Consider the following 14,115-nt stretch of genomic DNA (forward strand, 5'->3'; position numbering starts at 1 on the left):
AATAAAATTTTATAATGATTAAGTTAAAAAATATCCTATTGCTTTTTGGTATGGTTCTGAGTTTTGGTATTCAGGCACAGAACAGCTATAAAAACTGGCCGGATATTATTCGGAAAAGTGATGCAGCCTGGTTTGGTACCGATGAAGCAAAAAAAATAGCAGAGAATGTTTTACTGTATCAAAGGGATATAGGTGGCTGGCCAAAGAACATTCAGATGCAGAAAGAGCTAACGCCCGAGCAGAAAAAGGAGCTGCTTGCACTCAAAAAAACAACTGCAGAAACAACGACAGACAATGGAGCAACTTGTCAGGAAATGCTTTTCATGTCGAAAATGTACACACAGGTAAAAGACGATCGCTACCAGCAATCTTTTTTAAAGGGATTTCAGTACCTGCTCGATGCGCAATACAAAAATGGAGGATGGCCTCAGTTTTATCCTTTAAAAAAAGGCTATTACACACACATTACTTACAATGACGATTCTATGGTGAACATTCTGAACACCATAAGACAAGTGAGCGAGGAAACGAATTATTTTAGTATAAAACCAGCCAAAGCAATTGTTGAAAAAGCGAAAGCAGCTTTCGAAAAAGGAATCGACTGTATTTTAAAAACACAGTACAGGCAAAATGGCTTTTTAACCGCCTGGTGTGCACAGCACGATGAAGTTACTCTTGCGCCAGCAAATGCAAGGGCATTCGAATTGGCGTCGTTAAGTGGTTCTGAATCGGCAAAGATTGTACTGCTTTTAATGGCAATAGAAAAGCCTTCTCCACAAATTATAACGGCTGTACAAAATGCGCAGGCCTGGTTTGAAAAAACAAAAATTACCAATCTTGAAGAAAAACGTATTTTAAATGAGGATGGAAAAATCATTGATAAAAAAATGATCGTAACACAGAATTCGGCTCCAATTTGGGCAAGATTTATGGATCTTTCGACCAACGAACCCTTTTTCTGCGATCGTGACGGAATCAGGAAAAAATCTTTAGAAGAGATTGGTGCTGAAAGACGAAACGGTTATTCCTGGTATTCAGATGCACCCAAAGAAGTACTTAAAAAATACGCGGCCTGGGCAGCAAAAAACGGACTGAAAATTTCAGCTAAAGAACCGTTTGAAAAAAAAAAGAGTAACTTCATTACGGTCGCTCAAGACGGTTCAGGTGATTTTACAAAAATCCAGGACGCTATAAATGCTGCCCCGTCATTTCCCTACGAAAAAATCACTGTTTTTGTGAAAAACGGAACGTACAATGAAAAAATCAGAATCCCGGAATGGAATACACAGCTGGCGCTAATTGGTGAAAGCAAAGAGAACACAGTGATCGTTTTTGATGACAATTTTTCCAAAATTAATACGGGGAGAAACAGTACTTTTTATACCTATACAGTCTTGGTAGAAGGGGATGATTTTTCGGCATCAAATTTAACGATCAAAAATGCTTCGGGCGACAATGGTCAGGCGATTGCACTCTCTGTCGTAGCCAATCGGGTACAGATTTTAAACTGTAATATTCTGGGAAATCAGGATACCTTATACCTGTCAGGGAAAGAAGCCAAACAGTATATCAAAGATTGTTACATTGAAGGAACCACCGATTTTATTTTTGGAAGCGCAACAGCCTTATTTGAAAACTGCGAAATCCACAGTCTCAAAAACTCATATATTACTGCCGCTTCAACGCCCGAAGGAACTGCTTTTGGATTTGTTTTTAAAAATTGCAGACTTACAGCAGCGCCATCAGCAACCGCAGTTTATCTCGGTAGACCCTGGCGTATTTATGCCAAAACAGTTTATATCGAGTGCGATATGGCAAAACATATCAGACCGGAAGGATGGGAAAACTGGTCGAAACCCGAAGCGGAAAAAACAGCTTTTTATGCTGAATACAATTGCAAAGGCGAAGGAGCTTCGTCTGCAAAAAGAGTTTCGTGGTCGCATCAACTTGAGAAAAAAGATGCAGAAAAATATACGATAGACAACATTTTGAAAGATTCAATTGCCAACTGGTATTCAGGCCTGACAACTGTACAGCAATAGAAAAAAAAACTTAGCACCTCAGAACCTATAAAAAAACATGAATCTTAAATACTTCATTCTTCTATTCATCACCTGGATTTCTGTGGCTCAGCATACCGAATTTCCATCAGCAAAAGTAGATTCAATTGTGAATCGAATTCAGCTTCCGGTATTTCCTTCGTATCAAATTAATGTTCTGAAATTGGGGGCAAAGGGAGATTCTATTACCAATAACAAACCCTTTTTTGACAAAGCAATGGCGCTGTGTAAAAAGAACAATGGCGGAACGATTGTTGTTCCCAAAGGAATCTATAAAATAAACGGCCCGATTCATTTTGTGAGTAATGTCAATCTTAAACTGGAAAAAGGAGCAAAAATTAAGTTCAGTGATAACCCGGAAGATTATTTACCCATGGTTTTAACGAGTTGGGAAGGGACCATGCTCTACAATTACAGTCCATTGATTTATGCTTATGACTGCTCGAATATTGCCATAACTGGCGAGGGAACTCTGGATGGAGAAGGAGCTAAAATCTGGAAAAGTTTTAAAGCGAAGGAAGGCCCCGGAAAAAACAGAAGCCGTGACATGAATCACAATAACGTAGCTTTGAAAGACAGGAAATTTGGAGAAGGCTATTTTTTACGTCCGCAAATGATTCAGTTTTTTAATTGCAGGAACATTTTAGTCGAGAATATTCGAATTGAAAATTCTCCTTTCTGGTGTTTGCATTTATTGAAATCACAAAGTATTACGGTACGCGGGGTTCGTTATAAATCACTGAATTATAACAACGACGGAATTGATCCTGAGTATGCAAAAGATGTTTTAATTGAAAATGTAACCTTTGATAATGGTGACGATAACGTGGCTATCAAAGCCGGAAGAGATCATGAGGGAAGAGCTAATTCAGCTACACCAAGTGAAAATATTGTGATCAGAAACTGTAATTTTAAAGGACTTCACGGCGTTGTAATTGGCAGTGAAATGTCGGCTGGAGTTCAAAATATATTTGTAGAGAACTGTAAAACGGCAGGCTATTTAAAGAGAGGCATTTATTTGAAAACTAATGCTGACCGTGGTGGTTTCATCAGAAATGTATTTGTCCGAAACATAAAGCTGGATGAGGTAGAAGATTGTTTGTACATCACGGCCAATTATCATGGGGAAGGAAGTGGTTTTCAGTCTGACCTGTCTAATATTTTTTTCTCGAATATTACGTGTAATAAAGCCACGGAATCGGGAATCGTAATTCAGGGGTTTCCGGATAAAAAAGTTCGTAACATCTCTTTAAAACATATTACTATCAAATGGGCAAAAAATGCCATCTCGAGTGAGAATGCAGAAAATGTGCTGCTTAATGAAGTGGTTATCGGAGAAAAAGCAACGGTACCAACAGCAGCGAAGTAGATTTTTTCTTGAGGGTCTAAGATGCTGAGGTACTTAGGTGCTAAGCTTTTTTTGTAGTACGAAAATATGTTTCTGGGTGTTGAATATTTACCCCTACGCATTAATTATAAATCAAATGATGAAATACTATCTGTTACTTATGTGTTTGTTTTCAGTGGCTTGTTTCGCTCAGAAAACAACACTTTATACGATTGGCGATTCTACAATGGCCAATAAAAAAGATCCTGAACGTAATCCGGAACATGGATGGGCGCAGGTGTTACAGCCTTTTTTTACCAAAGATGTAAAAGTGGAGAATAAAGCAGTAAACGGGCGAAGTACAAAAAGTTTTATCAACGAAAAGCGATGGGATTCTATTTATAAAAAGCTTAAAAAAGGAGACTACGTTTTTATTGAGTTTGGACATAATGATGAAAAAATAGAAGATTCAACCCGTTATACAAATCCCCATACAAGCTACCGCTACAATTTGATTAAATTTGTAAAAGAAAGTCGGGAAAAAGGAGCAATCCCTGTATTATTGACCTCCATCGCGAGACGCAATTTTAATGAGAAAGGAGTTTTGGTGCCTACGCATGGCGATTATCCTTTAGAAACCAGATGGGTAGCCCAGGAGTATAAAGTTCCTTTTATTGACCTGGAATACTATACAGAAATACTGGAACAAACTTATGGACCCGAGCAATCGAAACAGCTGCATTTGCATTTTAAAGCGGGTGAAAATGCCTATTACGACAAAGATAAAAGTGATGATACTCATTTGTCATTAAAAGGAGCTACAGCAATCGCTCAGCTTGTAATCAACCAGATAAAAATAAGTACAGATCCTGCTTTAGCTTTGCTTAAAAAAGGAATTAGATAAAACAGTTTAAGAATGATATTTTCAAAAAAGAGAGAACGGAGGTTCTCTCTTTTTTTATTTAGAGCTATGGGGAAAGTGACTCAGAACCACTTTTAAGTGGTTGTTAAACAGGTATAAAAGTTCTTTATGTGTACCAATTGAAGATTTGTCTTATCACGATAGTTTAATGGCTTCTAGCGGTGCCCGAAAAAAAAAGTTGCGTCTAAATTTGCTCAGAACTTTATGAAAGGATCGTTTTTTCAGGAAAACAAGATTGGATTAAAGGAAAATTAATTATTAAAAAATAATTAGAACAACAGCATATGAGCACCTCTGCCTTTTCTTTAGAGTTTGATCTGAACAATGCGGAAATACGTACTATGAATAAAATGTATTTCAAAGATTTGTACAAAAAAAGAGTAACGTTTTTTTTGGCCATCGTCTTGTTAGGAATTGTTTTTTTGGGAGGGGACCATAACCACGATTTTTTCCAATGGATTTTAAGAGATTTAATTCTGGTGATTTTCTTTTTACTTTTTCACTGTTTGATTGTAAATACAATTTGTAAAGTAACTTTTCGCTTAATCAAAAAATTATTGAAATTTGACCGTCTTTTGCGCAGGTATAAATTTAGTTTTACCAATTCATTTATTGGAGTACATTCGCCATTAGGCGGGTTCACCCATCAATGGTGTCAGATTGAAAAGGCGATTCTCACCAAAGACTTCTTTTTATTATACATCAGAGACAAAAATGCCTACATCATTTCAATTTCTACTAAAGACAATTGCTGTCATAAAATAGCCGAGTTAATTGCATTTATAGATGGCAATGTAACTCCTGTAGAAAGAATCTGATTTGGAGGAACAGCTTTTTGTAAAAGTAAAAATTGAAATAGAGAAATAAACTTTTCTTTGTTCTCTACGTTCCTTCTAAATACAGTCACTTTTGAAGCACTTTTAGTTCAATCAGGTCCATTTTGGGTAGATTTTCTCCAATAAAACAGCAAATTGCAGTTGTCGGATGGAGCAAAAAGTTGCTTTTTTGAGGTTTTGAAGAGAGAAAACGAAATTTTATAAAAAATACTTTTGAGTGCGCTACAAGGCAGGAATTATCGGGTTAGAAAAATAAGATATTGACTATTAGTTTATTGTGTAAAACGGGATGCTGAAAAATGAAGAAGTAAATTTATTGTTAAGCTAAGCCCCGAAAAATGGGGATAAATTTAACAGCAAAAGTGTTGTAACTCCCATGCAAACTTTTATTTTTGCGTCTTAATTTAATAATTATAAGCATGAACGATCTATTAGTAAAAATCAACGCCGAAATTGAAACATTTAAAGCAGAGGCTGAATCATTAACGGAAAAAGGTGTTAAAGCTGCTGGTCCAAGAGCGCGTAAATCAACTTTAGAAATTGAAAAACTTTTAAAAGAGTTTAGAAAAGTTTCTATCGAAGAATCTAAAAAATAATATTTTTATTTCAAAAAAAGACCTCGTTTAATGAATTTTAAACGAGGTTTTTTTATGGAAAATATTTTTTAGGACTCCACAACTTTTGAACCTGATTCTAATTATATCCAAAGCTTTTTATCATTATATTGCAATAACGTCGAATGTGTGGAGAAGCGTTTTTTGACTTCTCCATTTTTAGAAAAAAATCGATGCTAAACTGTACTAAACAAGCCTGTTAATATAAAATTGTTTTTAGAATGAGTAACGGAAATAATCTCAAGGCAGTAGCCTATGGAGAAGTACTTTGGGATGTTTTTGCTACTGAAAAAAAGATTGGCGGCGCACCACTAAACGTTGCCTTGCGAATGCAATCGTTAGGTTGCGAAGCGGCGATGATTAGTAGTGTAGGCAATGATGAAGACGGCTCCGCTCTCATCAATCATATAAAAAGTTTCGGACTTGAAACGGATGCGATTATCAGGTCAGAAGATTTTTCAACCGGTTTGGTTCAAGTAAGCTTAAACGATAAAGGTTCGGCGAGTTATACTATTCAACATCCGGCGGCATGGGACAAGATTATATTGAGTGATTTTGCCAGAAATCTGGCAGCCAATGCCAATGTTTTGATTTTTGGAAGCCTAGTTTGTCGGGATGCCGTATCAAGGAAGTCGCTTGAAGAATTATTGCAGACCAATGTGTACAAAGTTTTTGATGTCAATCTAAGAAAACCTCATTATACCTATGAGATTTTAGAGCGTTTGATGCATTCTGCCAGTTTTATTAAATTCAATGACGAAGAATTAGCAGAAATTGCCCAGGCACTGCATTCGCCTTTTTCCACACTGGAGGAAAATATTCATTTTATTGCCGGGAAAACCAATACCAATGCCATTTGCGTCACCAGAGGGCAACATGGTGCACTATTGCTTTGGGAAAATCAATTGTATGAGAACGGCGGATATGCTGTAAAAGTTATCGATACAGTAGGAGCTGGCGATTCTTTTTTAGCCGCTTTGATTACGACATTACTTACCGGAAAAACACCTCAATATGCAATCGATTTTGCGTGTGCGACAGGAGCTTTAGTTGCTGCTTCGCCGGGAGCCAATCCTAAAATTCCAACTTCAAAAATTGAAAGCCTCCTGAGAGGGGAAGAATAATCTCCAATAGCAATAAATAGTAATCCCTTAAACAAAATTTTGATTAGGGTTTTTTAATTTTTTGCAGCAATAAGGGTAGCAATGTGCTGTAAACCGGAAATAGGTAAAATCATCATCAGTTGCGCCTGAATATCAGTAAAAATTGATATTTTAGATTTAATTACAACATTTAGTTATATTCTATAAGGTGGTTTGTAAGAAAGAAAATGCATAGAATGCGTAATATTGCGAATGAGAGTTTTATTCAAAAAAAAGAGCAACAGTCTGCCTCTTTTTGAAGCGCAAAATTCATTTTTAATTGTCGCTACGTTTAAGCATTCAGCATAATTATTTCTTGTCTTTATTAATAACCTTTAATTACTATGTTCATTACCCTTACTCAGGATCAGGTCCAGTTTCAGTATGGTTCAAAACGATGGCAATACTGTTTTAATGAAATTGCAGAACTTGGTTTACTCAAAAAAAAGAAGACTTATCTTCTCGAAAACGGAGCTTTTATTCTGGCTACCGCTTTGGCTTGTTATGCGATGGTTTTTTCAAATTTAAATGAGCTGTATTATATCGGCCCCACAATATTAGTTTATACCATTCTTATCATTTTAAGATTTCATAATACCATTGAATTTGACTACTATGTTATTGTCAGAGATGTTTATAAAAAAGAAACAAAAGTAAAAATCAAAGTCTTAGATCGTCACGAAATAGGGAAACAGATTGATCAGTTTCTAAACCTGAATTTTAACAGGCTTTTACAAAAAACAAAAACAAATCTATAATGTTATTAGATGAAATCTCTCAAAATGATCTGCTGGTGATAGCGCTTGCCCTATTGTATGGTTTTGTTATTACCACCAGAAAAAAATGAAAATCGTCTACTTCATAAACCTACCAGTTGAAGTAGTAGGATAGTATACTAAAAAAGTATCGCGGTAATACTAAAAGTTTCATACCGGTCGGTTTTTAGCGATACAAAATACCCCCAAATAAAATTATGACCGCTTCCACTTCAATAAAAAGTAAAATAAAAAGCATAAGAGAATTAAAAAATTATACGCAGGAATATATGGCAGATCAGTTAGGTGTTACGCAGGCAGGATATAGTAAAATTGAGAAGGGAAAAACCATTCTTTCTTATGAAAAACTGGTTGAGATTGCCCGAATTTTAGAAGTTAGTGTAGAAGATGTAATCAGCTTTGACAGTCAGAGATACTTCAACAGTTTTAATAAGGTGAGAGGGAATAATAATGGAAGTATTCAGATTAATTCAGACAATAGTGCCGCTTTAAAGGTTTTGTATGAAGATAAAATTGGACTGCTCGAGAAATTATTAAGCAAAACCGAAGAAGAATTACGTCGTTACAAAGAAAAATTTGGAGAGCTTTAGTTGGTAAAGTTTGGAACAAAAAAAATGGGGTTACAAGACCCCATCTTTTTCTATTTTGTATCGTATTTATGCAGTTTGATCGTCTGTATCAGCTTCAGGTGCATTTGTTTTTACCGATGCAATTCCATTATCTCTGGCGGCTGTACTCTCATACATTTCGCTTGCTCCGATAATCTGACCGTTACTGGCTTTTAAGTTGAAATAAGGTTTTCCACTTTTAGATTCCAGTTTGTCAAATCTACCATCGTCTTGCGAATTTGTTTTAACAGACTCAATTCCGTTTAAGCAGGCCGCTTTCGTAGTATAACCTTCACTTGTTAGAATCGTTTGCCCATTACCAGCTTTTAAATTAAATTGAAATTCACCATTGGCTCTTTTAGTAATTACAAATTTTCCCATCTATTTTTTGATTAAGTTAAAAATTAAATTCTTTGATATTCATAAAATTACAAAACTTCATCGTATAAAGCATAACCGGATGAAAAAATAAATCAAATACTTAATCAAATACAGCTGTGCCAATTGCAGCAGGGCTTTGCACTCCAATTTCAGGATTGTAATTTGTACTTATTTTTTATTAAAAGCTTTTAAAATGTATTTTTGAATCAATTCGTCACTTGGGGATTGCGAGTTGTAATTCCCTCCTGTAATAATGGTAATCATGTTTTGCTGTTCCCAGATATAGATTTTCTGGCCACCGTTTCCCTGTGCTACTACTCCGTAATATTTGACGCCATCGACTTGCAGGTATTTGAGCCACCACAAATAACCATAATTAATCCCCTGAATTTCGGTATGTTTGGTTAAGGATTCCTGAATCCATTCCTTAGAGATGAGCTGTTTGCTGTTCCAGACGCCTTTATTGAGATACAGCAAACCCAGTTTAGCCATATCTCTGGAACTTAAATATAGCTGACAGAAGGTCTCGGCACTTGAAGCATCTGGTTTAAAATTCCATTTAAAGTTTTTAATGCCGAGCTCTTTAAAAAGCGTTTCTTTGGCAAAATCGGCCAGAGGCATTTTGGATGCTTTTTCGATTATTTTACCAAGTGTAATGGGGTTTCCGGAGCAGTACATTCCTTTGCCTCCGGGTACATCAATCATGGGCAAATCAAGTGTATACTGAACCCAGTCGTCAGAAGAGTTCATGCTCGTTTCATCACCCGCAGATTTCGGATTGCTTATATCACAATCGAGTCCGCTTTGGTTGGTAAGCAGGTTTTCAATCGTAATTTGTCTTTTGTCTTCGTTGAGGTTTTTAAAAGTGTAACCGGGGAAATAGGAGAGTACCGTTTCTTTTTTACTTTTAATGTATCCTTTATCAATTGCGATTCCGGTAAGTGCCGAAACAAAACTTTTGGTTGCCGAGCGCATTTCGTGCAATTTGGTTTTGTTGTACTCATAAAAATACTCCTCAAAAACTAATTTGCCATCTTTAATAATCAGGACACTGTGGACGTTTGGGTACGATCCGTTGACAATTTTTCGCATCATTTCGCCCAGTAATGCCTTGTCCAGCCCTGTATTGTCAATAGTTCCGGTCACGAGACCATCATTTTCTTTTTTGGGTTGTTGGTACAGGTATACGTAATCTTTTGGTACGTTCAGTCTGGGGTACCACATTTCTTTAGGGAAAATGACTTTTTTATTGATTAGTTTGAACGTCTTTTCATCCGTCGTATAACCGTTGAGAATAGAAGTTTTATCGCGTACAAAAGTCACTTTTTCATTAGAGGAGTTTAGAAAAGTATCTTTTTCCGAAGGCGTCAGTGGATATTTGCTTTCGTTGATGATCGCATACAAAATTGTATCTTTTGGTGAAGCCGCGATTTGTAGTGTGGTATTGTTTTGGTACTCATAAAGGCCTTCGTATTCTTTTAGCTGTTCATAGGTAATTTTGAACTTTTGCTGGGAATGTCCGACACAAATTGCCCCTAAAAAAAACAAGAATAAATAGGTGTTTTTCATCTTTTTTGGTTTTGAGGTTGATGTTAATGAGTGAAAAAAAAGAGACACTAATTTAAAACTAGTGTCTCTTTTGGTATATCGTTCTGCCGCTAAACAATTACTTTATGGTTATTGGAACTTCAACAGTTGTTTTGTCCCAGCCAATTACTAAATTCGCTACAGCTCCCTGAGCGGTAAAAGCAATCGATAAGGCTTCGATTGTATTGGATACCGGTTTCACGGGAACGCTTACTCTTGCGATATCTTTACTCTCGTCGTATGCATAGGCACCCCACAAATCAATTTCTTTATTGATAATGATCGTCCATTTGTCTTTTTCAGGAATGGCAAACAAACTGTAAGTCCCGGCAGGAATATTTACGCCGCCAATAGTAACCGGTTTGTAAAACTTGATTTCGGTATTTTCGTTAGCACCTACACGCCAAACTTCACCAAATTTAATTAAATCACCAAAAATAGCACGTCCTTTAGCAGAAGGTCTTGCGTAAATAACCTTAATCGCCGGAGCAGGATTATCGGTTTTTTTGAATTTTACCGCTTTATTCGGGAAGTACGAAATGTCGACCGGACTTGCGTCTAACGGAGCAAATTTCACTAAATCCTGTGCTTGAACTGTAAAGGCAGCAAATAAAGTAACTGCCATTAAACTTAATTTTTTCATAGAATTACAATTTTTAGAATATCCACAAAGTAAGTTAATATTGAATAAAAATCATATAATTAAGGTTTGTTTTTTGTTAATGAATTGCTAACGGTTCTTCTGTTTCATTTAGAATGACATAGAATGCAGCTGTTTTTTCTCCTAAATTATCATTTTATAAGGAAATTTTTTTAATATTCTTTTTTCTTCTTTGCATACCAATCCTGCATAATATAAAAGGCTTTCTTTTTATTTCCGTCATTGGAAATCAATCCTTTTCGGTTGTATCCGTCCTGAATTCCGGGTAAAAGTCGTTTTGGCGATCTGAAATCAACCAGAATCCATGGACTTAAGCCGCTCAGATGTGGTATGTTTTCGATCATTTTCAGATTTTGAATGTATAGGTATTCCTGATACTCCTCTGTCCATCGTTCGTTTTTTTCACCGTTGAGACCTTGTTTGGCATCACCTCCAAATTCAGAGACAATCACGGGTTTGTTGTATTTAGTTTTCCAGAAAATCTTTTCGGCATTTTCCAGTTTTCCGCCATACCAACCTAAGTACTGATTGAAGGAAATAAGATCCAGATACTGACCAATTTCGTCATTGATTGTTCCAAAACCGTCTGCTCCGGTTTGCGTCAGTAAAGCCGCACTGATGAGTCGGGTATTGTCTAAAGATTTGGTGTGATCCACCAGATTTTTGATGAATGTATTTCGGGCATCCGAAATAGGAGTTTCATTGGCCATCGACCAGATGATAATGCAGGCTCTGTTTTTATCTCTTGTAATGGCTGCTGTCAACTGCTCTTCGGCATTTTTGTAGGTGTTTTTATTAGTGAATTCAACTGTCCAGTACACCGGAATTTCCTCCCAAACCATGAGTCCCATTTTATCGGCTACTCTGATGATGTTTTCGTTATGCGGATAATGAGCAAGACGCACATAGTTGCAGCCCAGTTCCTTCGCCCAGTTTAAAAGACGCAAAGCATCTTCTTCCGAATGGGCACGACCGCCTTTTGCATTTTCTTCATGAATCGAAATTCCGCGCAAAAAGATTGGTTTTCCATTCAGGAGGATTTTGTCTCCCTGAGTTTCAATGGTTCTGAAACCAATGGTATCTTTTAATTGCTGGCCGTTATAACCGATTGTTACTTCGTATAATTTTGGGTTTTCAGGTGCCCAGTACGAGATTTTTTTTGCCGGAATTTCAAAGTTTACGATTCCGTCAGCACCAATTTTTCCCTTGTAATGGATCTTTAACTCAGGAATCGAAAGGCTTATGTTATTTTGTGCCGAATTGAAGTTATTGATTTTTACAAAACCGGAAATCAAAGCGACATTGCCCTTTTTGAGCTGAATGTGGTAATCTTCTACAAACGATTCATTCTCTTCGATTAATGTCACATCACGGGTAATTCCGCCGTAATTCCACCAATCGGTATTGATCGTCGGAACATCTTCTTTGTGGCGTGTATTGTCGACTTTAACGACTAAATAGTTGTCTTTTGATTTTACAATCGAAGTGATTTCATAATTAAATGGCGTAAAACCTCCTTCGTGTCTTCCTAATTTCTTCCCGTTTAAATAAACATCGGCTTTGTAATTAATGGCTCCAAAATACAGAAAAAGACGTTTTTTGGCCTGTAAATTATAATCGAAAGATTTCTTGAACCAGACATTTCCTTCGTAATACTTCAATTCCGGAACCTGTGAAGTCCAGTCTCCCGGAATGTTGATTTTGGGAGATTTGTCGAAATCATATTCAATTAGTTCCTGTTTGTTTACGGCATGATAGTTATTAAAAAAAGCCGCATTGGAAGGCTTGGTCTGTTTGTCGTATTGGTCGTGATGAAAGCTGTAATAGCCCGTTTCGTATGGATCGACAATATAGTTCCAGACTCCGTTTAACGAGGTCGTATTTCGGTTTGGAACATTGGAGATCAGGTTTTGCGCTACTCCAAAAAAGGATGAGGCGAGTAGCACTAAAGTGATTAGCTTTTTCATTGATACTATTTTATTTCTTAATCATTTTTACACCTTTTGAAAAGGTATTTTCTTTTTTGAATTTTATAAGGTAAAGCCCTGATGGTAGAGACGACACATTAATGGTTTCGGGAATTGTGTCGTAAGAAACCACCTGTTTGCCGGTATTGTTATAAATCCTTATTCCGCTATACTGATTTAAAACAGCTTCTGAGAGTTCGAGTTTGTCACCTACCGGATTGGGGAATTGGATATCAACTTTTGCTTTTGAATGCTCTTTGGCGGATAAAGTAGTCAATTCCTCAATACTGAAATCGGAGAAAAGAAGGGTTTCGTCTCTCATGTTGGCAATATCGGTGAGGCTGCGGTAAATCCCCCATTTGGGTCTGATAAAAGAGTTGGCTGCATAAACAGTTCCGTTGGCAGCCGTATAAGCAGGCCGGATCGTTTGCACATTTGAATTGCTGTAGTCAACCAACACAGTTCCGTCGCTGACTTTTTTGATCACCATAGCGTAGGTTCCATTGCTGCCAATTTTGATCGTTTCGGTAGCTTCGACCCACACGCCCTCAAATAAAGATAAGGCTGGTAAAGCGTATTTAGTGGTTGCCGTTGCGGCATTTTCGTCATATAACAATTCTAAACGTGTTGCGCCGGTTGAAAGTTTTCTGAGAGTTATTGTAAAAAGCGGATCGTCGTCGTCGCCATCTACAGCTTTAACCTGATGGATGTGCGTAAAGCTCGTGGTTGGTTTAAATCCAACAGGAATTTTAAACCGCCATTTGTATCGCACGGTTTCACCGATTGTTCCTTTTAGATTATCAGGTGAGGGGTTGTACGATTTAATTTCTACACGCTGTCTGTCCGTTTTCCCGACAACGGGTTCATTGTCCGGAGGAGTGTTACTCACATGTGAGTGAACTACAAAAACATTTTTATTCAGTTCAGCATCAAAAACTTCGGTAATATGAGGTCCAAAACCGGAATGTATAACATCGGGTGCCTCGATAGCTCCATTTGCTGTACCGGGAGCCAATGCATTTGTTATGAGTTCATAAGTTGCAACGCCACCCGGACCATCGGCATTTAAAGTGACTTGTGCATGGCCCGCAAAACTGAGTAGTACTAAGGCAATTTTGTAAAATAGTGTATTTTTCATAATTGGTTTTTTAGTTTGCAATTTTGTTCTATTTCAATGTAATGCGTATTTTTTGTTTTAGACAGAATTTTAAATTTAATCTTCAAAAATCACTTA

At 36.9% G+C, this 14,115-nt stretch carries 13 protein-coding genes; 8 read left to right on the forward strand and 5 right to left on the reverse strand.

From position 1 onward, the window contains the following. Nucleotides 1–14 precede the first annotated feature (14 nt). The 8 genes from pelA (at nucleotide 15) to ACN1CN_RS19135 (ending at nucleotide 8,267) form a co-directional block, all read left to right on the forward strand. Nucleotides 15–2,042 (forward strand): pectate lyase, encoded by a 2,028-nt coding sequence (pelA, locus tag ACN1CN_RS19100; RefSeq protein WP_419136830.1) that lies wholly within the window; start codon nucleotides 15–17, stop codon nucleotides 2,040–2,042. A gap of 37 nt (nucleotides 2,043–2,079) precedes the next feature. Beyond that, the gene (locus ACN1CN_RS19105; RefSeq protein WP_419136832.1) at nucleotides 2,080–3,429 is read left to right on the forward strand and encodes a glycoside hydrolase family 28 protein; all 1,350 of its coding nucleotides are present in this window, start codon (nucleotides 2,080–2,082) and stop codon (nucleotides 3,427–3,429) included. 115 nt (nucleotides 3,430–3,544) lie between these two features. Then, on the forward strand, nucleotides 3,545–4,291 hold the full coding sequence (locus tag ACN1CN_RS19110; protein WP_419136834.1) for a rhamnogalacturonan acetylesterase: 747 nt from the start codon (nucleotides 3,545–3,547) through the stop codon (nucleotides 4,289–4,291). A gap of 302 nt (nucleotides 4,292–4,593) precedes the next feature. Continuing rightward, on the forward strand, nucleotides 4,594–5,127 hold the full coding sequence (locus ACN1CN_RS19115) for a hypothetical protein (RefSeq protein ID WP_419136836.1): 534 nt from the start codon (nucleotides 4,594–4,596) through the stop codon (nucleotides 5,125–5,127). Nucleotides 5,128–5,564: 437 nt separating this feature from the next. Continuing rightward, complete coding sequence (locus ACN1CN_RS19120) at nucleotides 5,565–5,741, forward strand: histone H1-like protein Hc1 (protein WP_017495627.1); 177 nt, start codon at nucleotides 5,565–5,567, stop codon at nucleotides 5,739–5,741. Nucleotides 5,742–5,980: 239 nt separating this feature from the next. Further along, on the forward strand, nucleotides 5,981–6,883 hold the full coding sequence (locus ACN1CN_RS19125; protein WP_419136838.1) for a carbohydrate kinase family protein: 903 nt from the start codon (nucleotides 5,981–5,983) through the stop codon (nucleotides 6,881–6,883). 362 nt (nucleotides 6,884–7,245) lie between these two features. Then, a complete protein-coding gene (locus tag ACN1CN_RS19130) occupies nucleotides 7,246–7,659 on the forward strand; it encodes a hypothetical protein (protein ID WP_419136840.1) in 414 nt (137 codons plus the stop codon). 215 nt (nucleotides 7,660–7,874) lie between these two features. After that, nucleotides 7,875–8,267, forward strand: coding sequence for a helix-turn-helix transcriptional regulator (locus ACN1CN_RS19135; protein WP_264524317.1), 393 nt, complete (start codon nucleotides 7,875–7,877; stop codon nucleotides 8,265–8,267). A gap of 66 nt (nucleotides 8,268–8,333) precedes the next feature. Here the strand turns inward: ACN1CN_RS19135 and ACN1CN_RS19140 are convergent, their stop codons facing one another. From ACN1CN_RS19140 to ACN1CN_RS19160, 5 genes are all read right to left on the reverse strand, one after another. Beyond that, nucleotides 8,334–8,666: a YegP family protein gene (locus ACN1CN_RS19140; protein WP_264524316.1), complete on the reverse strand. Its 333-nt coding sequence runs from the start codon at nucleotides 8,664–8,666 to the stop codon at nucleotides 8,334–8,336. Between the two features lie 168 nt (nucleotides 8,667–8,834). Further along, on the reverse strand, nucleotides 8,835–10,235 hold the full coding sequence (locus ACN1CN_RS19145; RefSeq protein ID WP_419136842.1) for a serine hydrolase domain-containing protein: 1,401 nt from the start codon (nucleotides 10,233–10,235) through the stop codon (nucleotides 8,835–8,837). Between the two features lie 97 nt (nucleotides 10,236–10,332). Then, on the reverse strand, nucleotides 10,333–10,896 hold the full coding sequence (locus ACN1CN_RS19150) for a DUF2911 domain-containing protein (protein ID WP_264524314.1): 564 nt from the start codon (nucleotides 10,894–10,896) through the stop codon (nucleotides 10,333–10,335). A 170-nt stretch (nucleotides 10,897–11,066) separates the two neighbouring features. After that, complete coding sequence (locus tag ACN1CN_RS19155; RefSeq protein WP_419136845.1) at nucleotides 11,067–12,881, reverse strand: glycoside hydrolase family 2 protein; 1,815 nt, start codon at nucleotides 12,879–12,881, stop codon at nucleotides 11,067–11,069. A gap of 10 nt (nucleotides 12,882–12,891) precedes the next feature. Beyond that, entirely contained in the window at nucleotides 12,892–14,019 is a 1,128-nt protein-coding gene (locus tag ACN1CN_RS19160) for a T9SS type A sorting domain-containing protein (protein ID WP_419136847.1), read from the reverse strand. Nucleotides 14,020–14,115 lie beyond the last annotated feature (96 nt).

Source organism: Flavobacterium sp. T12S277 (assembly GCF_048514875.1).
Classification (GTDB): domain Bacteria; phylum Bacteroidota; class Bacteroidia; order Flavobacteriales; family Flavobacteriaceae; genus Flavobacterium.